The 21,023-nt window shown below is 39.1% G+C and carries 22 protein-coding genes and 1 pseudogene; 18 read left to right on the top strand and 5 right to left on the bottom strand.

Annotated features, from left to right (window positions below; all coding sequences use genetic code 11):
- Nucleotides 1-10 precede the first annotated feature (10 nt).
- From nirD to ABJD71_RS04635, 4 genes are all read left to right on the top strand, one after another.
- Complete coding sequence (nirD, locus tag ABJD71_RS04650; RefSeq protein WP_348165241.1) at nt 11-358, top strand: nitrite reductase small subunit NirD; 348 nt, start codon at nt 11-13, stop codon at nt 356-358.
- 3 nt (nt 359-361) lie between these two features.
- Nucleotides 362-3,127, top strand: coding sequence for a molybdopterin-dependent oxidoreductase (locus ABJD71_RS04645; protein WP_348165238.1), 2,766 nt, complete (start codon nt 362-364; stop codon nt 3,125-3,127).
- A complete protein-coding gene (gene cobA / locus ABJD71_RS04640) occupies nt 3,127-4,068 on the top strand; it encodes a uroporphyrinogen-III C-methyltransferase (protein WP_348165235.1) in 942 nt (313 codons plus the stop codon). Before ABJD71_RS04645 ends, cobA begins: the two co-directional genes overlap by 1 nt.
- Nucleotides 4,069-4,178: 110 nt before the next feature.
- On the top strand, nt 4,179-5,234 hold the full coding sequence (locus ABJD71_RS04635; RefSeq protein WP_348165232.1) for a glycosyl transferase family protein: 1,056 nt from the start codon (nt 4,179-4,181) through the stop codon (nt 5,232-5,234).
- A 123-nt stretch (nt 5,235-5,357) separates the two neighbouring features.
- On the opposite strand, the gene ABJD71_RS04630 is transcribed toward ABJD71_RS04635, so the two are convergent.
- Both ABJD71_RS04630 and ABJD71_RS04625 read right to left on the bottom strand, forming a co-directional pair.
- Nucleotides 5,358-5,660, bottom strand: a complete 303-nt coding sequence (locus tag ABJD71_RS04630) for a hypothetical protein (RefSeq protein WP_348165229.1) — start codon at nt 5,658-5,660, stop codon at nt 5,358-5,360.
- 17 nt (nt 5,661-5,677) lie between these two features.
- Nucleotides 5,678-6,694, bottom strand: a complete 1,017-nt coding sequence (locus ABJD71_RS04625) for a YHYH protein (RefSeq protein ID WP_348165226.1) — start codon at nt 6,692-6,694, stop codon at nt 5,678-5,680.
- Nucleotides 6,695-6,922: 228 nt separating this feature from the next.
- On the opposite strand from ABJD71_RS04625, the gene ABJD71_RS04620 reads away from it, so the two are divergent.
- Both ABJD71_RS04620 and ABJD71_RS04615 read left to right on the top strand, forming a co-directional pair.
- Entirely contained in the window at nt 6,923-7,162 is a 240-nt protein-coding gene (locus tag ABJD71_RS04620) for a hypothetical protein (RefSeq protein WP_348165223.1), read from the top strand.
- Between the two features lie 6 nt (nt 7,163-7,168).
- Entirely contained in the window at nt 7,169-7,477 is a 309-nt protein-coding gene (locus tag ABJD71_RS04615; RefSeq protein WP_348165220.1) for a hypothetical protein, read from the top strand.
- Between the two features lie 69 nt (nt 7,478-7,546).
- Here the strand turns inward: ABJD71_RS04615 and ABJD71_RS04610 are convergent.
- Nucleotides 7,547-8,499: pseudogene (locus ABJD71_RS04610) on the bottom strand (PLP-dependent transferase); the annotation flags it as partial.
- A 177-nt stretch (nt 8,500-8,676) separates the two neighbouring features.
- On the opposite strand from ABJD71_RS04610, the gene ABJD71_RS04605 reads away from it, so the two are divergent.
- Nucleotides 8,677-9,306, top strand: coding sequence for a sulfotransferase (locus ABJD71_RS04605; RefSeq protein WP_348165217.1), 630 nt, complete (start codon nt 8,677-8,679; stop codon nt 9,304-9,306).
- A gap of 1 nt (nt 9,307) precedes the next feature.
- Here ABJD71_RS04605 and ABJD71_RS04600 read toward each other — a convergent pair whose 3' ends face one another.
- The gene (locus ABJD71_RS04600; protein WP_348165214.1) at nt 9,308-9,994 is read right to left on the bottom strand and encodes a DTW domain-containing protein; all 687 of its coding nucleotides are present in this window, start codon (nt 9,992-9,994) and stop codon (nt 9,308-9,310) included.
- Between the two features lie 71 nt (nt 9,995-10,065).
- Here ABJD71_RS04600 and ABJD71_RS04595 point away from each other — a divergent pair, with 71 nt between their 5' ends.
- The 8 genes from ABJD71_RS04595 to ABJD71_RS04560 all read left to right on the top strand — a co-directional run bounded on the left by ABJD71_RS04595 (nt 10,066) and on the right by ABJD71_RS04560 (nt 16,139).
- Nucleotides 10,066-10,635 carry a GNAT family protein gene (locus ABJD71_RS04595; RefSeq protein ID WP_348165211.1) on the top strand — a complete coding sequence of 190 codons (570 nt, stop codon included), beginning with the start codon at nt 10,066-10,068 and terminating at the stop codon, nt 10,633-10,635.
- A 69-nt stretch (nt 10,636-10,704) separates the two neighbouring features.
- Nucleotides 10,705-11,112, top strand: coding sequence for a DUF2750 domain-containing protein (locus tag ABJD71_RS04590; RefSeq protein WP_348165208.1), 408 nt, complete (start codon nt 10,705-10,707; stop codon nt 11,110-11,112).
- Between the two features lie 12 nt (nt 11,113-11,124).
- Complete coding sequence (locus tag ABJD71_RS04585) at nt 11,125-11,652, top strand: hypothetical protein (RefSeq protein ID WP_348165205.1); 528 nt, start codon at nt 11,125-11,127, stop codon at nt 11,650-11,652.
- Between the two features lie 9 nt (nt 11,653-11,661).
- On the top strand, nt 11,662-13,308 hold the full coding sequence (locus tag ABJD71_RS04580; RefSeq protein WP_348165202.1) for an aminotransferase class V-fold PLP-dependent enzyme: 1,647 nt from the start codon (nt 11,662-11,664) through the stop codon (nt 13,306-13,308).
- Nucleotides 13,309-13,328: 20 nt separating this feature from the next.
- Entirely contained in the window at nt 13,329-13,829 is a 501-nt protein-coding gene (locus ABJD71_RS04575; RefSeq protein ID WP_348165199.1) for a thioredoxin family protein, read from the top strand.
- 52 nt (nt 13,830-13,881) lie between these two features.
- Nucleotides 13,882-14,871 (top strand): purine nucleoside permease, encoded by a 990-nt coding sequence (locus ABJD71_RS04570; RefSeq protein WP_348165371.1) that lies wholly within the window; start codon nt 13,882-13,884, stop codon nt 14,869-14,871.
- Nucleotides 14,872-15,028: 157 nt separating this feature from the next.
- Complete coding sequence (locus ABJD71_RS04565) at nt 15,029-15,799, top strand: alpha/beta hydrolase-fold protein (protein WP_348165196.1); 771 nt, start codon at nt 15,029-15,031, stop codon at nt 15,797-15,799.
- A 91-nt stretch (nt 15,800-15,890) separates the two neighbouring features.
- Nucleotides 15,891-16,139 carry a DUF3297 family protein gene (locus ABJD71_RS04560; protein WP_348165193.1) on the top strand — a complete coding sequence of 83 codons (249 nt, stop codon included), beginning with the start codon at nt 15,891-15,893 and terminating at the stop codon, nt 16,137-16,139.
- Nucleotides 16,140-16,190: 51 nt separating this feature from the next.
- Here ABJD71_RS04560 and ABJD71_RS04555 read toward each other — a convergent pair whose 3' ends face one another.
- Nucleotides 16,191-17,438: a glycosyltransferase gene (locus ABJD71_RS04555; protein WP_348165190.1), complete on the bottom strand. Its 1,248-nt coding sequence runs from the start codon at nt 17,436-17,438 to the stop codon at nt 16,191-16,193.
- A gap of 479 nt (nt 17,439-17,917) precedes the next feature.
- On the opposite strand from ABJD71_RS04555, the gene ABJD71_RS04550 reads away from it, so the two are divergent.
- The 3 genes from ABJD71_RS04550 (at nt 17,918) to ABJD71_RS04540 (ending at nt 21,017) form a co-directional block, all read left to right on the top strand.
- Complete coding sequence (locus ABJD71_RS04550; protein ID WP_348165187.1) at nt 17,918-19,171, top strand: DEAD/DEAH box helicase; 1,254 nt, start codon at nt 17,918-17,920, stop codon at nt 19,169-19,171.
- Nucleotides 19,172-19,271: 100 nt separating this feature from the next.
- Nucleotides 19,272-19,685 carry a hypothetical protein gene (locus ABJD71_RS04545; protein WP_348165184.1) on the top strand — a complete coding sequence of 138 codons (414 nt, stop codon included), beginning with the start codon at nt 19,272-19,274 and terminating at the stop codon, nt 19,683-19,685.
- Between the two features lie 207 nt (nt 19,686-19,892).
- Nucleotides 19,893-21,017: an efflux RND transporter periplasmic adaptor subunit gene (locus ABJD71_RS04540; protein ID WP_348165181.1), complete on the top strand. Its 1,125-nt coding sequence runs from the start codon at nt 19,893-19,895 to the stop codon at nt 21,015-21,017.
- Nucleotides 21,018-21,023: the final 6 nt, after the last annotated feature.

The following is a 21,023-nucleotide window of genomic DNA, read 5'->3' as shown; positions in this document are numbered from 1 at the left end:
GAGATTTACTATGACGACTCAAAATAATTGGATAACGGTTTGTAGTGATACCGACCTAGTTGCTAACTCTGGCGTGTGTGCCTTGATAAACGAACAACAAATTGCCATTTATAAAATTAGCACGGGTAGTGACGAGCAAGTGTTTGCATCTAGCAATTGGTGCCCTTTTGGCAAGGCAAACGTTTTATACCGAGGCCTGTTAGGCTCGGTAGAAGATAAAAAAGTAATTATATCTCCCTTATATAAGCAGCGTTTTTGTTTAGAAACGGGGACTTGTTTAGAAGACGAGGGGGTAAATCTAACAGTTTACCCTGTTCGTATTGAGCAAAATCAAGTGCAGTTACAGTTGGCAGGATAACTTATGTCCTCTAGCTCATCTAATGTTGAACAAGCAAGCGCCTGTGCCGCGTCTTTAGCTACCACAACTTGCCCTTATTGTGGGGTAGGATGTGGGGTAGATGTTAGTTTTGATATAAAAGGTAATCTGGCTTCTGTGACAGGCAGTTCAGATCATCCTGCTAACTATGGCCGTTTGTGTGTCAAAGGCAGTAAGCTTTTGGATACCAACTCAACTGAAGGACGTTTACTTAGCCCTACTGTCATGGGTGAGCAAGTAAGCTGGGACGAAGCTATTGGGCAAGTTGCCACTAAGTTTAATGACGTTATCGCTCAATATGGCCCAGATGCCGTAGCGTTTTATGTTTCAGGGCAATTGTTGACCGAAGATTATTACGTTGCCAATAAACTTATGAAAGGGTATATCGGTAGCGCTAATATTGATACTAACTCCCGCTTGTGTATGTCTTCAGCGGTAGCCGCCTATAAACGATCTTTTGGCGCCGATGCTGTACCTTGTTGTTATGAAGATTTGGAGCAAACTGAGTTATTAATATTAGTTGGTTCCAATGCAGCTTGGACTCATCCTGTCCTGTTTCAACGTATAGAGCGCGCCAAAAAAATTAACCCTGACATGAAAGTGGTGATCGTTGATCCGCGTCGCACTTCGAGTGCTGAACTAGCAGATATACACTTAGCCATTAAACCTGGCTCTGATGTCGCCCTGTTTAATGGATTAATACAATATTTATCTAAAGAAGATGGGTTAGATAAGAATTACATCAATTCTTATACGGAAGGTTTTGACGCTGTTTTAGAATCTTGCCTAGATTCTACTGTTGCACATGTAGCAAAAGAATGTGACGTATCAGAAACGAATTTGACTCATTTCTATGAACTTTTCTTGACTACAAAAAAAGTGGTTACTGCATATTGTATGGGGGTGAATCAATCTACATCTGGAACCGACAAAGCTAATAGTATTATCAATTGTCATTTAGCTTCAGGAAAACTGGGTAAAGAAGGCTGTGGACCGTTCTCATTAACGGGTCAACCTAATGCAATGGGTGGTCGTGAAGTCGGTGGCCTAGCGAATATGTTGGCATGCCACATGGATATTGACAATCCAGAGCATCGTGACACAGTGCAAAGCTATTGGGGCTCACCGTCTATTCCTACTAAAGTGGGTTTAAAGGCTGTTGATATGTTTGACGACATTAATCAAGGCAAAGTTAAGGCTGTTTGGATCATGGCAACTAACCCTATGGTGAGTATGCCTAATCGCCAAAAAATTGCAGCTGCGTTAGCTAAATGTGAATTAGTGGTGGTATCAGATTGCGTACAGAAAAATGACACCTTAGATTATGCCCATATTGCATTGCCAGCTACTGGTTGGTCAGAAAAAGACGGAACAGTCACTAATTCTGAGAGGCGTATTTCAAGACAGCGAGGCTTGATGCCTGCTAGTGGAGAAGCTAAGCACGATTGGCAAATTATCTGCGACGTTGCCAAAGCGATGGGCTTTGATAGTGGTTTTAACTTTAGTAGACCCAGTGAAATTTTTGCTGAATATACTGGGTTAACCTCATTTAAAAATAATGGTACTCGGGACCTAGATTTATCTGGTTTATGTAACTTGTCAGACCGTGAATATAATCGATTAAAACCTATTCAGTGGCCGGTTATATCTTCGGCTGAAACTAAACAGCCTGATGGTACAAAACGGTTATTTACTGATGGTCAGTTTTATACTGAAACTGGTAAAGCACAGTTTGTAGATATAAGTTATACACAACCTGAGCAATTGACCTCAGAAAATTTCCCATTTGTTTTAAACAGTGGGCGTATTCGAGATCAATGGCATACCATGACTCGCACCGGAAAAACAGCAGAGCTAACATCTCATATTGGACGCCCATTTTTAGCTATTAACCCTAAAGATGCTGATAAGTTAAACCTCAAAGACAATGACTTAGTGCAGCTTAATGCTGCACATTTATGTAGTGAGAATTTGAACGTTTGTTTACCTGTTAAGATTGATAATAATCAAAGGATAGGTGAGTTGTTTGCGCCTATACATTGGAGTGCAACTAATAGCTCCAGCTCAAATATTGCGGCTTTATATACTGATGCTAATGATAAAATATCAGGGCAACCAGAATTAAAACATGCCGCAATATCGATAGTAAAAGTAGACTTCGCTCATCAAGGGCAGCTGTTTGTACAGCAAAATTTATCTATTGCGTTACTTAAGCAAGCGTTTGAGTATTTTGTTACAACACCTTTTGACAAAGGGACCTTAGTTTCTTTTGCAACCAACAAAAATTTAACGGTATTACGCACTTGGTTAGTAAACAACTTTCCACTATTTGAGGAATGGGTTGGGGCGAATAGTGAAGTGTTTAGCAGTACCTGTGGTTTGCGTGAGGGTCAGCTGGCCCTTTCAATGGGGACTTCAAACAGGGCATTAGAGTTAGACCAAAATTGGATTAGTAGTTTGATTGGAGAGCTTAATATTAATCCTGAAAAATTGCATGGTTTGTTAAATTTACAACCCGATGACAGTTTTAAGCAAGGGAAGTTAATATGTAGCTGCTTTAAAGTAGGCGAAAACACTATTGTTGAAGCGATTAAGCAAGGAAATTGTAGTGTGGATGGCTTAGGGGCTAGCTTGAAATGCGGTACTAACTGCGGTTCATGTAAATCAGAGTTGAGTCAATTAATTACCAAACATAAACCCACTATACTGCCTGTTGATGAAGACAAGCTGATCACGCTAGAGGCCGTGTAATGAATACTAATAAATTAGCCGGTGAACATGGTGTTATCACTATGGTTCAAAAAGTATCTAACTTGATTTTTAGAAATATAGATACTTTATATAATACGGCAAAATTTAAGGTGTTTGATAAGAAAGCCGTGGGTAATAGGGCCCCAAGACCAGAAAAGGGATACGTGCACTTGATTGGAGCAGGTCCCGGTGATGCTGAGCTATTAACTTTAAAAGCGTACAGGTTAATTCAAACAGCTGATGTGGTGATGTACGACTGGTTAGTAAACCCAGACATCATCGAAATGATCCCTGCCAAGGTAGAGCGTATTTTTGTGGGCAAGAAATGCGGCAACCATAGTATGAAGCAAGCTGACATTTGCGAACTCATGGTTGAGGTGGCGCAAACTGGCAAGAACATTGTTCGCCTCAAAGGTGGCGACCCAGCCATATTTGCGAGAGCTGGTGAAGAGTGTGACATTTTAGCTAAACATCAAATCGATTTTGCCATTGTTCCGGGTATCACTGCGGCATCTGGTGCATCAGCTTATGCCGGTATTCCATTAACCCATCGCGAATGCGCTCAATCAGTACGCTTTATAACGGCTCATTTAAAATCGACAAAAGCAGAGCCTAATTGGTGTGCCATAGTTGAGGGAGCTAAAGGTACTAATGAAAACGGTGAGACGCTAGTGTTCTATATGGGGTTAAAGCGTATTGATACTATCATGCAGCGGCTTGCTCAGAATGGATTGCGGCCAGATATGCCTGTGGCGGTAATAGACCAAGCATCTACGAGTCAGCAACGGGTTTGTGTAGGGACTCTTATGGATATTGCTACAAAAGTACAAGCTGAAAAATTTCAAGGTCCAGCTGTCACTATAGTGGGTGAAGTAGTGAACAAACGACATAGAGTCGATTTATCTTTACTTGCCAATGAAGGGCATGGTGTCACGTCCTAGTATATTTTTTGTCTTGAGACTATTTGTTTAACTATTAGGTTAATAATTCTAGGCTCGTGACTTCAAAATCAGTAAAATTACGCTCATATTAAAATCGTTAATAGATATTCATGTCAGAACCACATATACAGTTTAAAGATTTTATACGCATTATTGGTCGTGGCCAAAGGGCAGGGCGAACCTTAACTCAATTAGAAGCCAAGCAAGCTATGAGTATGCTGATTAATGGTGAAGCAACGGCTGAGCAAAAAGGCGCATTTTTAATGCTACTTAGAGTCAGAGAAGAAACTGCAGAGGAGTTAGCTGGTTTCACCGAAGCATTTAGAGCGTTTAATCATCCAGGCTTGGGCAAACTTAATATTGATCTAGACTTAGGGTGTTATGCAGGTAAGCGCCGGCATTTACCATGGTTTTTACTAGCAGCTATACTGCTAGGGCAAAATGGTAAGCGAGTTTTTCTACACGGAACCCATGAGCCTGACTCTAAACGCTTATATTTGAAAGAAGTCTTGCCGCAGTTAGGTTTTGATATTCCTACAACGGTTTTACAGGCTGACAAGGCATTGGAAAAATTTGGGTTTAGTTATATGGATTTAAAGTTAATTAACCCTGAGCTTGACTCTGTGATCCAACTTAGAGAGTTATTTGGTTTGCGATCATGCGCCAATACATTAGCAAGATTGCTAAACCCATCCAATGCGACACACAGTCTACAAGGGATTTTTCATCGTAAAGTAGATGAAAAACATCAACATACCTCATGCCTTTTAAAAGATGCCAATACCTTGTGTTTTAGAGGGGAAGGAGGGGAGTTAGAGTTTAATCCGTTACGTGATGTGACTTTGTTTATAAACCGTGGCACTGATAAATCGAACATAGAGGTTGCCAATACTTTAGATAGCTTTGTGACAAAGCCTAAAGAGCTGGACCCATTAAAGCTTGTTGATGTTTGGACCGGCAATACTCAAGATGAATATGCGCAATGTGCTGTGTTAGGTACGGCGGCAGCAATGTTGGTATTAATTGAAAACTTAAGTTGGAACAGTGCATATGCACAAGCAACTAGGTTGTGGAAAAATAGAGCCAATGAGTGGCCTGTTGCCTTACCCACTAACGACACTGAAGTTGCGTTGTTTGATACGAGCGGTAAGCATTACGTTCATTAGTTTGTAAATTTTGTAATGCCATAATACAACTACCTGTATTTTTTTTAAAAGCCTGATTGGTGTTCCTGTAAGGTAAACTACACCGGTAGCTAGGTTTTATAGTACCGGTGTTGGGTGTTAGCTTCAAAAGGGGGATGAGTTTTTTATTGCTTTTTCGCTCACGTCTGTGGCCTTAATGGAAGCGTTAGCTTTTTCACCTAAATGAACAATGGGTTTATTTCTAACGCACATTAGGGCATCACTAAATACCCGGCAACTTCCTTGATACAAGTCGTTATGACTGTTGGTGTATTCACATAAGTCCCCTTTTTGGGCCAGCGTGCAAGCCTGCCATGGTAGTTCATCTCCATGACCATTATGCGCCTTTGCAGGTACAGCCACTAAGCCAAGTGTTAAAATTAATAGACTACCTTTAGTTTTGTACATTATATGACCTTGAATGATTAATTTGCCGTTACACCAGAGAAACATCCTATAAAAGTGTTCTCACCAGGTCCGGCCGAGTGATAATGATATCCACGGACATCGTCAGATTGCCCTCGGCAATCATCTAAATCTGTTGGCTCTTCTCCATTTTCATCAAGCATGCCATAAATAGCAAAGCCATCCATTGCATAACCTATCATGCCTGCGTGACCATCTACTTCAAATTCAATAGCGGGGCAATCTCCATCACCTTGGTTAGCTCCATGATAGTGATAACCTGCGGCAGGATTTACATGGCCAACACAATCATCAAAGGCTGCTATGGTATACGCACTTAAAATTGCATGTGTTGGTGCTGCTGCGGCTAAATTTACTCCATTTAACGCCAGACCAGTGTTACCACTAAGATCACTTGGGCTACTACTAAATACCGGCGTAACAGGGATTAAATAGGTACTTTCAACGCTACCTCCGGCTTCATCAGCAAAGTAATCTAGATCACACTGTACACAGTGATTATAATATTGAGCTTCTACTTGAGGTTGTGCCGCCGCTTCGCAAGACTCTTGGGTATCTGTTATGTTGATAATCCCTGTATCAGTATCATATAACTGCCAATAACTATCTCCGTAAAATACATCTAAGTTTTGAACAAACTCTCCAGTGAGATCATAAAGGACACCATCATCAAACCATTTTCCAGCCTCGCTTGCGGTTGAATTGATAGTGCCGGGGCAAAAGTCTCCTAGTTCAGTGCGGTCTGATGGAAATCCTGAAATTGTAATTGAATAGCAACTACTTGATGAGCCGTTTGATAGGGTACAGTCAACTGTTTCAACTGAAACTAGTGATTCAGACGCAAAAAGTGAAGTGTCTACCGATAAGATAGTTACATCGGTTGAGTCGTCACTGTCTGTTGTTTCATCGACTATTACTTCAGTTATAGCACCAGTCAAATCATCAACTGAATCACTACAACCAACCAAGGCTAAAGTAGACGTTATAAACAATGTTTGCATAGGGAGTTTTTTCATCAAGTCATCTCAACGATTTGTAATAATTTGTATATGAATCATAACAAGCTAACTGCTGATGAATGTGCAAAAACTGTGGAATAGGTTTGATTGGATTAAATATTAATTTTTAAGAGAATTTTAGGTGCTTACGGAATTCATTTTTTTGTTAAAGTATTCAATTAAATCACGGCTATTTCTATCTTAAATGGTCCTGAATATGAAAACAGTACACATTATGGATGTAGAATGAATATAAAGTTAAGTATTGCCACATTAGCTAATATTAAAGAAATCTTGGCCCTTCACTACCGATATCAGATTGACTCTATTAATGACGATGATAAATCTGATGGCTTTATCACCACTGCGTTTACAGAGGATCACCTAACCAGTTTAATCAAAGATGAAGGTGGGCTGTTTATTGCCAGTGTAGACGATAAAATAGTTGCATATGCTATGGCTGCGTCTTGGCAGTTTTGGAGCTAGTGGCCCATGTTTGCTTATATGATTGAGCACTTAGATGACTCAAAGTGTTTAGATGCCGAAGTTACCCAAGATAACTCTTATCAATATGGTCCTGTTTGTGTAGATAAAGCCGTAAGAGGGCAAGGCGTGTTTGAGCTTATTTTTGAGTTTGCCCGTGCAGAAATGGCTAAACGTTACCCTATATTGGTGACCTTTATTAACAAGATAAACCCCCGATCTTACGAAGCTCATACTAGAAAAACTCCATTACGAGTTATCAAGGAGTTTGACTATAACAATAACAATTATTACAAGTTAGCCTGTAAAACATCTTAATTATCCTTATTATAAAAAAACACTTATCGTATTCTTACGATAAGTGGTTTTTATTCGGCTTAGCTTAATTTAATGGACCGCTTCTAAGGCTTGGCTCACGTCTGCAATGATATCGTCAATGTTTTCTATACCCACAGATGATCTCACTAAATCTTCACTAATCTTAAAATCATTCGTAAAGCATCGATAAATTGCTCGCCAGCGACTTTACTATCAACCTTATGACTAACTTTGATACCAAAACTTAGTATTCCTGAGGCTTTGCCTGAAGTAATTTTCCACATGTAGCATTGTATGGACTATCTGCTAATGCGGCTTAATTTACCCAACTAACCTTAAGGTGATGGTTTAAATATTCAGCGAGTTTTTCTGCATTTTCACAATGACTTTCCATTCGTAAACCTAAGGTTTCTAAGCCCGTAAGAATATATCAATGAATTGGTAGGGTAGATAGCGGCACTAGTGTTTCTAAGTGGCGCAACTCTGCAGCGACCAATATAGACAGCTGGGCCTAAAGCGTTGGTATAAACCACACCGTGATAAGACGGGGCTGGTTGGTTCAGTACAGGGAAACGCTCTTTATTTGCAACCCAATAAAACTGACCTGAGTCAACAATTATACCGCCAATAGACGTTCCATGGCCGCCAATATATTTGGTTAGTGAATGCACTACAATCGCTGCGCCATGTTCAATGGGGCGACATAAAAGCGGTGTGACAACTGTATTATAAACTATCAGTGGTACACCATGCTTTGTCCCAATTTCTGCTTCAAATCCAGCAAAATCATCATGGGCTATCATGTGAGTTTCAATGCCTTGATTAGGAAGAGCATGGGCAAACAAGTTATAAGTTTCACCATATAATTGGCTAGTACTTACGATGTTATCTCCTACTGTACAAATACATTGAATCGCATAGGTAATAGCCGACATTCCAGAGGCAACGGCTAACCTTGCAATTCCTCCTTCCATTGCAGCAACTCGCTCTTCAAGTACAGCGATTGTTGGGTTCATTATTCGTTTTTGTAAATAATGTGTTAATCAACCATAGCCTGTAGTTGGCCATTGGCTCAAATTAAAGGCAGGTAAGTTGATGTGATTTATTGCAATAAGGTATGTGTGATTTTTGATATTAATTAAATGTCTGTGTATAACACTTTCGCGGAATCAATAAAAAGGTGTTTTGAATGAAACTTGGTGAGTAAAATTTTTGTCATCGGCCTACCTCGAACTGGCACAACGAGTATTAGTGTCGCTTTGTTGGATTACTTTAAGGTGGCACATATTGGTTACACTAAACGTACCTTTGAATTGGCTGATGTGATTTCAGATTGCCCTTGCTTTTGTGATTATCAACAGCTTGATGTGCAGTTTCCAAATTCGAAGTTCATATATTTACGGCGTAATTTGGATGCTTGGTTGCCGTCTATTGTTATGCTCCTAAATAAATTGATACCTACATTTCATAATCAAACGTATGTTAGCCCTATTTTAAAACGCTGTTTTGAGCAGACATTTAAGCTGATAGATGCAGTTACTGCTCCTAATTACACGGATTTGAGAACTTGTTATCAGGAACACGAAAATGCTGTGCAAGATTATTTTAATGACCGAGACAATCTGCTTAGCATCGATATAGCTGATAGCAATAGCATGCCGCAACTATTAGGCTTTTTAAACTTGCCTCAAACTAACAACCAAGTGTTCCCGCATTTAAATATGGGGAGGCGATTGGACCATTGGAAAGAAATTAAACATATCAATAAGGTTCATTCCAACATATCAGGTAGGGAAGGCCGTAAGTACTTTGCTTTTAAAGGAGCATGATTTAAACGAACGTTAAATGAGGTTTACCTTTAATATATGCCCGTCTGAATATCTGAAAATAGTCATGTAATGCTTCAGCTGAAGCCTTGTCATCTGCTAATTTTAATACTTCTATAGCTACTTCTGCCGTACATAATTGGTGTTCGTGGGCCGCTTCTCTCAATTGGTAAGAAGACGCTTTTTCTGGTGCAATTCCTAATACCGGGATGTCAGATAAAGAAGAACTTTTAAACATCTTTTTCGCTTCTCTCCATGTGCCGTCAAGCATAATAAACAAAGGGACTTTCTGTGCTTGATTCATCAATGCTTGTTGGGGGGTATCTATGCATCTTTCTGGCGTGGCATGTTGGTGAGGAAACACTAAAATGGGGGCGTATTTTGGGTTGTCCAACAGCGCTAAAAACTGCGGATCTGGTGCGACTCTATCCCATTTAAAGGCATAGTTATCCGTTATGACATCAGCAATCACTCTGCCGGTATTACTAGGCTTATAATATTCACTTTTGTACATCAATAAACAAAACGCTGCTTTACTTTCAATAGTCGGTCTTTGTGAACAGATACAGTTATCGACAGGGATCAGACATCTATCACAACGCGTAACTTTGTAGCCTCTGGCTCTAAAATCTTTAGTAGATAATGCTTGTTGTTGTTTACGTAGAATATCTACAGAATTAATATGCGGCAAAAATATCCCGTGAAAAAGTATGAGCTATTGTAATATCATCGCTTTTTTTGGTGATATAGAACAGTTAAAACATGAAATTTCAGGTGAACTCAAGTATTCAAATCACACATATTAACCCCGAGCATGCTCAGGAGCTATTCAAACTAACTGATAGAAATCGAGATCACTTAAAACAGTGGCTCGGTTGGATTGATCTGGTAAAAACCTATGAAGATACGGAAACCTTTATTGAAACCGCTATACATCAACATAATCATAACCAAGCCTCAACATTCGTTATTTTATATAACCAAGAATTGGTTGGGGTGGCGGGATTTAATCAGTTGGACCACGTAAATCGCTGGGGCACAATAGGATATTGGTTATGTCAATCTTACATGGGAAGAGGAATTACCACTAAGGTTGTGAATCAGTTATTAGATTATGGATTTAACGAACAACAATTACATAAAATTGAAATTCGCTGTGCAACACAGAACCATAAAAGTATGGCCGTAATAGAACGTTTAGGATTAACCTTTGAGGCGACCTTGCGTGAATGCGAATGGTTATATGACAAATTTGTGGATCATGCTGTTTATTCTATCTTGCACAGTGAATTTAAAAATAACCCAAGTGTAGCTGCAAATAGTCAAAACTAAACAAGACAGTTATGCTGCTTCCACGTTAAAATACCGCCAATATAAAGTAATTAAGAAAGGCTCTTGATAATGAGTGATTTACCAAAAGACGTATTCCAAGACTTAAGTAAAATGCCCCCTGAACAAAGGTTTGAGTATACATTAGAAAAAATGTACGAAACGCAAAACCTATGGGGACTTTATGGTGAAAATGGCTGGGTGATGCTTAGAGCCGATGAAGATGCGTGTTTTCCTGTTTGGCCCCACAAAGAGTTTGCCTTAGCCTGGAAAAAAGCCGATGACCCCGCAAGTGAACCCAAACAAATCGATTTTCCAGAATGGTTAGGTACCTGGTTACCAGGCATGAAAAAGAATAATACCTTAGTGCTGGTTTTTCCTCTTGCTGATGAAGAAGAAGGCATTATGTTAGACGCCCAAGAAATGCTGGATTGTATTGAGGAAGATTTAGGAACCTTGCCAAACCCCGACACTGAATAAGTATTGGGTTCCATGATGGACACAGGCCTTGGTGACATAAACGCACATTTTAAGGTGTATATAGCCAACCGCCCTAATTTTGCAGACTTTCAGACTACCCAAAGGGTAGTCCCTTTAGGGCGCGGAGAATTAGAAGCAATAGGTAAAACTTGCGGAAATGGTTGGCGAAAAGTATTTAATGTTTACGCTAAGGTATTGTTCGCACTTAACTGTGAGCACCTAGTTTCTGTCCATGAGGCTACAACTTGGCAAGAGTTCAGAGATAAATATCTGCTGCAAGCGACGTCAAATACCAGTTTGTTATTTAGCCCCCCTGAACTAACTAATAATGATATTCATATAGTTATGGGGAAAGCCTATGCTAAAAGCCTTGGGTTATCGCTTGAGTGGATTAATGATGATTTTGCAATTTCACCTAAGGCAAAGCTGATAGTTTGCCCATATTTTGATTATCGCCAATTATCTAATATTAAAATTGTGACTTTGGTCGAATTAATTCGACAACAAAGTGGCCATCATAATACAACCAAACATCTATAGAAATTGAATATGTCACCTAATCCATTCAGGCAGTACTTTCCCGCTTTTACACATTCAGCTAATGCAAGCTGGGTTTATTTAGACAGCGCAGCAACTACTCAAAAATTGCAAACCGTTATAGACATTACAGAGCAATACTATCAATCATCTGTAAATGTGCATCGATCGAGCTATAAACAGGCGTCAGAGACGACTCAAAAGTTTGAAGAGGCTAGGGTCGTCTTACAAAAGTTTATTCATGCTGCAGATAGTAAAGAAATTGTTTGGACGAAAGGGGCGACTGAGAGTATTAATTTATTAGCTGCCTGTATACCTCGAACGTCATTTAGAAAAGGGCAAAATATTGTTATATCTGCCCTAGAGCACCATGCGAACATAGTACCCTGGCAAATACTGGCGCAACAAATGGGCTTACAGATTAAATTGATGCCAATAACCGATAAAGGTGTGCTAGACATAAAGAGAGGCTTAGAGGTTATTGATCAAGATACAGCCTTGGTTGCCGTAGGCCATGTATCGAATGCCCTTGGAAATATAAACCCTGTAAAACCTATTATCGCTAGAGCTCAAGCTGTAGGGGCACTAACCGTTGTTGATGGCACTCAGGCTGTTAGTCATATTCAAGTCGATGTACAAGAACTAGAGTGTGATTTTTACGTGTTCAGTAGCCATAAAATGTTTGGGCCTACTGGGGTAGGCGTACTTTATGGCAAGCTAGCTTTATTGGAAATAATGCCGCCTTACCAAACAGGTGGAGAAATGATTAAAACAGTGAGTTTTGAAGGCACTGAGTTTCTTGGCTCGCCTCTTAAGTTTGAAGCAGGCACTCCTAATGTCGCGGGTGTATTAGGTTTTGCTATTGCTACTTCATTTATTCAAGAGCATAGAGAAGCGATTGTAAAACAAGAGGATCATTTAAGGTCTTACTTACAACTCCGTTTATCTAAGATTGAAGGCTTAACTATTTGGGGCGATCATAATAATAAAATAGCGACATTTTCTTTCACTGTTAGTGGGGTGACTCACTATGATTTAGGAAGTTATTTAAATACACAAAATATATCTGTAAGAGTCGGTCACCATTGTGCTATGCCATTAATGGCATTTCTAGGTATTAATGGCACGATACGTGTATCAATTCATTGTTATAACACCGAACAAGAATTAGATAAGTTTATAGAGGCTTTAGTTGCAGGCATTCATTTGTTTACTAATGGTGAGGCCGTTAAGTCAGTAGATAAAAAGATTGATGCTCAAGGCAAGTTAGCTCAAGCCATTGCTGATGCTAAAAGTTGGGACGAAAAATTCCGGCAAATAATGCTAGCCGGCAAAGCCTTATCTCGCTTAGCACAAGAGCAACATACTAATGACTTAGAGGTGTTTGGCTGTGAAAGTCAAGTATGGGTGGAGTGTCAGTTGGTTGATACAATACTAAGGCTTCAAGGTGACTCGTCCAGTAAAATTGTGAGGGGGTTACTGGCTATTATTTTTGAAGCAATAGAAGGTAAAACGCCTGCTACGATTTTAACATTTGATCTTGATAGGCATTTACGTTCAATTGGTTTAGCACGATATTTGAGTGACTCTAGAGCTAATGGTGTTAAAGCCGTGGTTAATAATATTTTTGAATTTTGTCAAGCTCACTCAAAAAACTAGAAATTAATATGGGGTATTAAATGTCGATTCGTTCATCAAAACAAACACAGAGGCCTTTATTGAAAAAGGTCGGCATAGGTTTAGTCGTTGTTGTTGTGTTATCTGTTGCAGGGTATTGGGGTAATAAAACGGTACAAAGCTACCTTGGACAGTCTGCAATAGCGTCTACTGGCCTTGAGGTTATGTCATTGACAGATGCTTTAGAGGTCGCAAAAAGCACTCAAAAATTGGTACTCGCTGATATGTCTGCTATTTGGTGCCCAACGTGTCGACGACTAGATAAAGAAGTCTTTAGCAGTGAAATAGTAAAAGCGGAGATGCAACAGAATTATATATTTGCACGTATTGAATACGAAACACCTGAAGGACTAAGTTTTCGCGATACCTATGACGTAGAGGGGTTTCCTACACTGTTAGTGTTAGATGACAATGCCAATAAATTAGTGCAGTTGCCGCTAGTTTTTGAGCCTCAGGAATTTACTAATAATCTTCAAAAAGTATCTAAAGCGGTAAGTTATTAAATGTCATACAAAAAGTGCAAAGGTAGTGATTTTGATTAAGCTTATAGTATTTATGGGTAGTGTTTTCATTTATGCATTTTGTTGCAGTATTTGCCGAGCAGATGATAAGCCTATAGACGTAAAGGTTTTTGTAGCAGCTATGTTTGAAGTTGGCGCAAATACCGGTGATAAACCAGGTGAATTCCAATTTTGGTATCAACAGTACTTTTCGAAATCAGACGCCATTGAAATCAAAGGCGCCGATGGGCCTGTTTTCTGTAATCAATCTGGTGTGTGTGGCGCAGTATTGGGAATGGGAAAGGTCGCATCATCAGCTTCGATGCAAGCTATATTACTTAATTCAAAATTTGACTTTGAAAAAACCTATTTTGTTCTAAGTGGAGTAGGTGGTACACCTCCCAATAAAGGTACCATTGCAGATGTAACTTGGGGTAGTTGGCTAGTTGATTACGATCTAGGCCATCGATGGGCACCAGAAGAAGGAGAAGTCGGTGCTCCGGTGTTCATGCCTCGTAAAGGCTATGAAAAAATAAGACGTTATCAACTGAACCCCCAGTTAATTGCTTGGGCATATAAGCTAACGTCCAAGGTAAGGCTAAAAGATTCGAGTTCAGCGCAAGCATACCGAATGCGCTATTCACACCCTCAGGCTAGACGGTCACCAAAGATATTGGTGGGTACCCATATGACAGGTGATACGTTTTTTCATGGACCTGGTTTGTCAAAAGAAGCTCAATATATAGCAGAGCTATATGGTGCAGATGAGTATATTTCGACTGAAATGGAGGCTGCAGCCATAACACAGGTGATTAGCCGGTTACATGGCATTGAACGTATTTTAAGTTTACGAGGTTCAGTTAATTTTGATCAAGGACATAAAAACGAAAATACCTTAGAGCACCTTGACCCTGCACCCGGCGAAACCGCTGGAGGGTTTACAGTAACCCTAGAAAATATCGTTTTAGTAGGGAGTCAAGTAGTCGACCGAATAGTTAAAGATTGGGATGTTTGGCAAAATGGAGTACATGATTTTCAAATGTAAAAAATCAGTAATTAAGTGGCTGGTTATAAGTAATAAAACGTTGTATGGCTATATTGCAAGCTGCAATGACAAAACAATAGATGAGAGTTTTTATAAGGGTTGATATGGAATGTTAATAGGGCGGATTTTTCGAAACATAAAAAGGCTAATTACGCCATTGATCTATAGTTTGGTCCCTTCAAAAGGGATTCCACCTAGAGGGGTGAACTTTGAGAAAATTACTTTTAATCTAAAAGGTGTAGAACGAACTGCCGGTTTATTTATACCAGAAGGCTATACCCCCTCCAAGGAGTGGCCATTAATTGTCTACCTACATGGTGGAGGCGAGAGATTTTGTGATGCTGATATTCGATTCGCTAATCATCAATTGATTCGTTTAGCGATTAATGAGTATGAGAAAGAATTTCCTGCTGTCATTTTATTACCTTTGTGTTTAGGAGATAAAGTGTGGGCTCATATACCTGCCAAACCAATTCAAACCAATTGGCGGTTAAGTACCTTTGGCACAGAATCAGCTCCTAATGTGTCAGATTACTTAACTGAGTCTATTCAATATGTGTTAAGCCATTACAATATTGACAAATTAAGAGTTAGTCTCACTGGACATTCTATGGGAGGTGAAGGAGCTATGAGATATGGTGCACAACACTGTAATAAAATCTCAGCGATAGCTGCCTCGGCAGGGTCAGCAGTGATTGTTCCAAGTGATGCGCCAAAACTAGCTAAAATGAATATATGGATGTATCAAGGGTCAGAAGACCATATTAGTACCAATGCTTTAGCGCGGCAAAATGTTAAAGCAATTCAAGATGCCGGTGGCAAAGTGATTTATAAAGAATTAGAAGACGTAGGGCATGAAGTCGGCGAAAACTTTTTTCTAGATCCAAACTTAATTGATTGGTTGGTCACACAGAGACTTCATACCTAAGCTTGAGTTATAGTAACGGTGTATTTTAGTTACTTGAGCACGGTAGTTATTACGTCTACAATGGCGTGATTTTCTACTTTAGGTAATAAACATGACAGATACTACGACTCGACCTGAACTCCCGGACCGCCTTTCTAGCAACTCCCGAAGCCCTTTCTATAACGAAGATTTTTTTGAATATGAAATTGGTATTCTTTTGAATGGCAAAGAGCGTACTAATGTTGAAGAGTATTGTATTAGCGAAGGTTGGATTAAAATACCTTCTCCTAAAGCGTTAGACCGACGTGGTCAACCTTTACTTATGACTCAAAAAGGTAATGTAGAGGCTTTTTATAGTTAGATTATCAATACTAAATTCATAGTCATTTAAATAAGCATTCACTGCGAATGCTTACTTGTTTTTTTCTTCAATCCATTGAGACATATACTGAGTACTTTTTAAATGGTGATGTTGTAACATTTGACCAATAAAGTTCTTCTTTCTATGTTCTCTTAAATCATTTAGTGCATCTTCGACTTTAGTCATAATTCTATTTTCTATAGCTTGTTTATCAAAATTAATAGCTAGCAATGAATATCCTAACGCTTGATTTCTTTTCCATAAGGCTTGGTCTTCATAGAGTTTGACAGCGTCGTTCGCCAGTTGCTGAGCTGCATAATCTAAATCTGGGAACTGTGATAGGTCCGTGACTAAGCCTGGCCAAGCATGCCCCATCTGCATGCCTTCTATGCCCATTTGAGTGGTGATATTTGGCGTGCCGCAGGCCATCGCTTCAGCTAACTTTCCTTTTATACCCGCCCCAAAACGTAATGGTGCTAAACATACTCTAGCTTGTTGCATTACCTCTTTTGCATCAGTAGCCCAACCTTTAACTAGAAAACCTTGTTTAGGGTTATGTAATTGTGTGGCCTTTGGAGGAGGGTAGGCTCCATAAATATGTAACTCTGCTTTAGGTAACTTCCTACGAATTAATGGCCAGATTTTTTGTTTTAACCATAGTACTGCATCCCAATTAGGTGCGTGGCGAAAGTTGCCAATGCTGATAAAATGTTGGCGATTAATAAAAGTATCATCAGGAATAGTCAGGTTCATTGCTTCTAACATAAAGGGGCTATGTATCAATAGGTGTTGCGGTACTCCATAATAATTCTTAAGTAATTCAAGTTCGTAATCAGAGATGATTAGGCTTAAATCACACCTATATATTGCCGCAATTTCACGTTTTGCCATCTCACTATTGAGGTCTACTTCGGATTGTTGTTTAAGAGCCTGGTGACGAGCGTTGCGTAAGGAGTGCAGATCTTCTGTATCTAAAATTTTTAGCGCATTGGGGCAAAGCTTTGCTATTCGCCAACCAAATTGCTCCTCCAGCATAAAACGGTCGAATAGCACGATAGATGGGGAAAGCTCCTGTAAAAATTTGTCAAAGCTGCTGCAATTAATTTTGATAAGTACTTGTTCAATTCCAAATTGGCTTAAATCAATTTTGTGCTCACCGAATTGTGCTGGGCTTGCGAATGTTACCTTCCACCCTTGTTTTAAAAATAACTGTAGTTGACTTAATAAATGACCTCCCGCGGCAGATGAGTTGGGCTCAGGCCATACATAACCTAAAACTAATACATTCTCTTTATTCATCAATTTAATACTTGTTGAGGTGCTATAAGACCCATTACCCTAATGTTTGGGACAAAATCTTATCTTTGTTTGACTTGGTTTCTTCACAAAAATACGGCTATTGTAAAGCATATTACAAACATCGGTATACTTGCTTGTTATTATCTACTTAATTGTAAGATTACTAAATGAAGGTTGATGCATCAATGGCATATGAAAACCACTAGTAGCTAAAACTTTGTTAGAAGTAATTCCCGTTATACTGCCATTCATATAAATAAATATATACTAAGGTAAACTTAAAGTTAGTGGGCATCTAAATCAATCAGTTCTGAACCACGTTAATATAATGGTTGTTAGATGAACCACTCCCTCCAGTTCAGCTCGTTTTCTACTAAAACAAAGTAACAAATGAATTATCTAAGACTTACATGTGGCAAGGTGGCGTATTAAAATTGCCAATGTTTTTTAATTTTAGTTATTAATCCTAAGGAAATTTAATGTCATTTGCTGATTTGGGCCTATGTGATGTGTTATCAAATACGGCTAAAAAATTAGGTTATTCAGCACCATCGTTAGTGCAACGGAAGGCTATTCCTGCGCTACTAAATAATGAAGATTTAGTGGTTATATCAGAAACAGGCTCTGGTAAAACTGCCGCATTTGCTTTACCTGTCTTGCAATTGATGGCTTCAAAACCAAGTATCTCTAGTAAACATATACGAGCATTGGTGATTACGCCAACACGAGAACTGGCGTCACAGGTTGCTAACAGTTTTGAGCGATACGGTTCTGATTTGAATCTAAACACCTTTGGAGTATATGGGGGGGTGAGAATAGAACCCCAAATAACGCGATTATGTGGCGGCGTTGATGTATTAGTTGCAACACCCGGGCGCTTATTAGATCTCTATCGACAGCAATCGATATGCTTTGAGCAGCTAGATATTTTGGTACTAGATGAAGCAGATCGTATGTTGGAGCTGGGTTTTATTGACGATATTCTTGAACTTAAAGGTCTTTTGGCAAGAAAGCATCAAACCATAATGTTTTCTGCTACATTTTTTGACGAAATTAATAAGCTAGCTTTGAGCATGCTTAGCCAACCTAACATCATTAAGATTAATAACGTTAATACTTCAGGTAATAATATTAAACAGGTGGTACATCCCGTTGATAAAAGTAGTAAATCGGCCTTGTTGATTTACCTGTTAAAGACACACCGATGGCCGCAAGTCATTATATTTGTTGGCACTAAGCATGGTGCAGAATCGTTAGTATTGAAACTAGAAAAGTCAGGGATTAATGCCGCATCTATCCATGCTAATAGAAGTCAGCATGCAAGAGTTAATGTGTTAGATGCCTTTAAAAGTGGCAAACTATCAGTATTAGTTGCCACTGATATAGCGTCTCGGGGGATCGACGTAAACCAATTACCCTGCGTGATTAATTTTGACTTACCGTTTGCTGCAGAAGATTACATACACCGAATCGGCCGAACGGGTAGGGCGGGAGCGTCGGGTGTCGCTATTACATTGTTTAATGAAGAAGAATCTAAACAGCTTTTGTCTATTGAAAAAGTAATAAGGCAAAAACTCAAGCGAGAAGTTGTATCTGGGTTTGTACCATCAAAGAGAAACACAAAGCTATCACAGGAAGAAACTGATGATGAGCTTTATGGTAACTTTGAGGCTGATAGTAACTATCCTAAAAGCCGAAAGAATAAACCTTCTAATAGAAAACGTAGAAGATAGCTTTACGCTTTCTATAATAATTTTTATTTTGACGAAAGGTTTTTAGAAACAATCTGGTCATGTACGCTCAACTATCAATTTTATTTTACAAAGGAAACACATGCAGGCTGTCAGTTTACTATTACTTAGGGTGTCTACTGGTTTATATTTAATTTTTTGGGGCATAGTTAAATTAGTTGCAGCTGATAAGGCAAATGCAGTCTCTGACAAATATTACAATGGCTTATTAAGCGGAGACGTCATTAATCTTGGTTTAGGGTCTTTGCAAGTAATAGTCGGGGCTTTAGTGGTCATTGGTCTGTTTAGGCGTATTTCATATTATGGTCAACTTGTATGGTATATAATTGGACTATTACCGATCTTACCCTACATAATAGACCCATTTGGAAAGTATATCGCTGATTCATCCAAACTGACTTTCTTCCCATCTACAACATTGTTATTTGCTTCATTAGTATTGATTGCTTTCAAGGAATATGACTCTTATTCAGTGGATGCGAAACGTGATATCTAATAGATATATGAGTTCAGATATTGCTTTAAAAAGTAGAATAGCTGCACAGCCTCCGAGGTTTTGTTGCAGTTGTATTACATCGTAATTTTTCAAATTACTTCAATTATTTTCCAATGGTCTATCTCTCATAACGGCTAACATCACACTAATGTGTAGGTCGTTGTGAGTATTATTTTCTAAACACATTAAAAACATACAAGGTTAGTTATGCCTATTCAAAAACTTAGGGCTTTTTGCACGTTTGCTGTGGTTGCCGCAAGCATAGTTTTAGTTGCCTGCAATAAAGAAGAATCCGTTGTACAGGCAACAGTTTTAACTGAAGTTGACGTTAGTAATCCCATTTCTGCTGTAGTGGATATTTGGGACGAATATACTGGCCGTTTTGAAGCGGTTAATTTTGTAGAAATAAAGGCGAGAGTTAGCGGGTATTTAGATGAGATAAAATTTGAAGATGGGCAAAATGTAAAAGCTGGAGACATATTGTTTGTCATCGATCAGCGTCCTTTTGAAATAGAGTTACAAAGCGCACAATCGAAACTGGACATTACAGAGAAAGAGTATAAGCGTGGTATAGAATTAAAAACTAATAACTCGATTTCACAAGAAGAATTTGACCGTCGAGCATCGGAATACCAACTAGCTAAGGCTGCCTATGCGAAAGCAAAGTTAGATTTAGAGTTTACTGAGGTTAAATCACCAATAGACGGTGTGGTTTCTCGAGATTTAGTTAATATTGGCAATTTAGTAACAGGGGGAGCCTCTGGTAGTACTTTGTTGACGACGGTTGTATCTGTGGATCCTATCCATTTTTATTTTGATGCAGGTGAGCGTGACTTACTGAAATATTTACGCTTAGCTCAATCTGATACCAGAAAAAGCTCCAGAACGTACCCGAATGAAGTAAAAGTTCGCTTGCAAGACGAGACTAATTTCAGTCATTTTGGAGTAATGGACTTTGTCGATAATAGAGTAGATAACAGTACTGGTACTATCCAAGGGCGCGCTATTTTTGAAAATAAAGATGGTTTTATTTTACCGGGATTATTTGGACGAATTAGTTTAATTGAGACAAAAAACACAAAGGTAATTTTAGTGCCAGATGCCATAATTGGAACAGAGCAATCCCGTAAATATATAACCGTTATTGATGGCAATAACAAAGTCGGGAGGAAATATGTAACCGTAGGTAAATTACACACTCAAGTGCTAAGGATAATTGAGTCAGGCATAACAGCAGAAGATAAAATCATTGTTAATGGCTTTGTTCGTACACGTCCTGGAGCCACGGTCTCGCCCAATATTGTCGATATCAGCAAACAATATGACATCTAAATAGGG

The organism is Paraglaciecola sp., assembly GCF_039943935.1.
GTDB lineage: Bacteria > Pseudomonadota > Gammaproteobacteria > Enterobacterales > Alteromonadaceae > Paraglaciecola.
The sequence above is the reverse complement of the archived record's forward strand: the minus strand, read 5'-3'. Positions and strand labels throughout refer to the sequence as shown.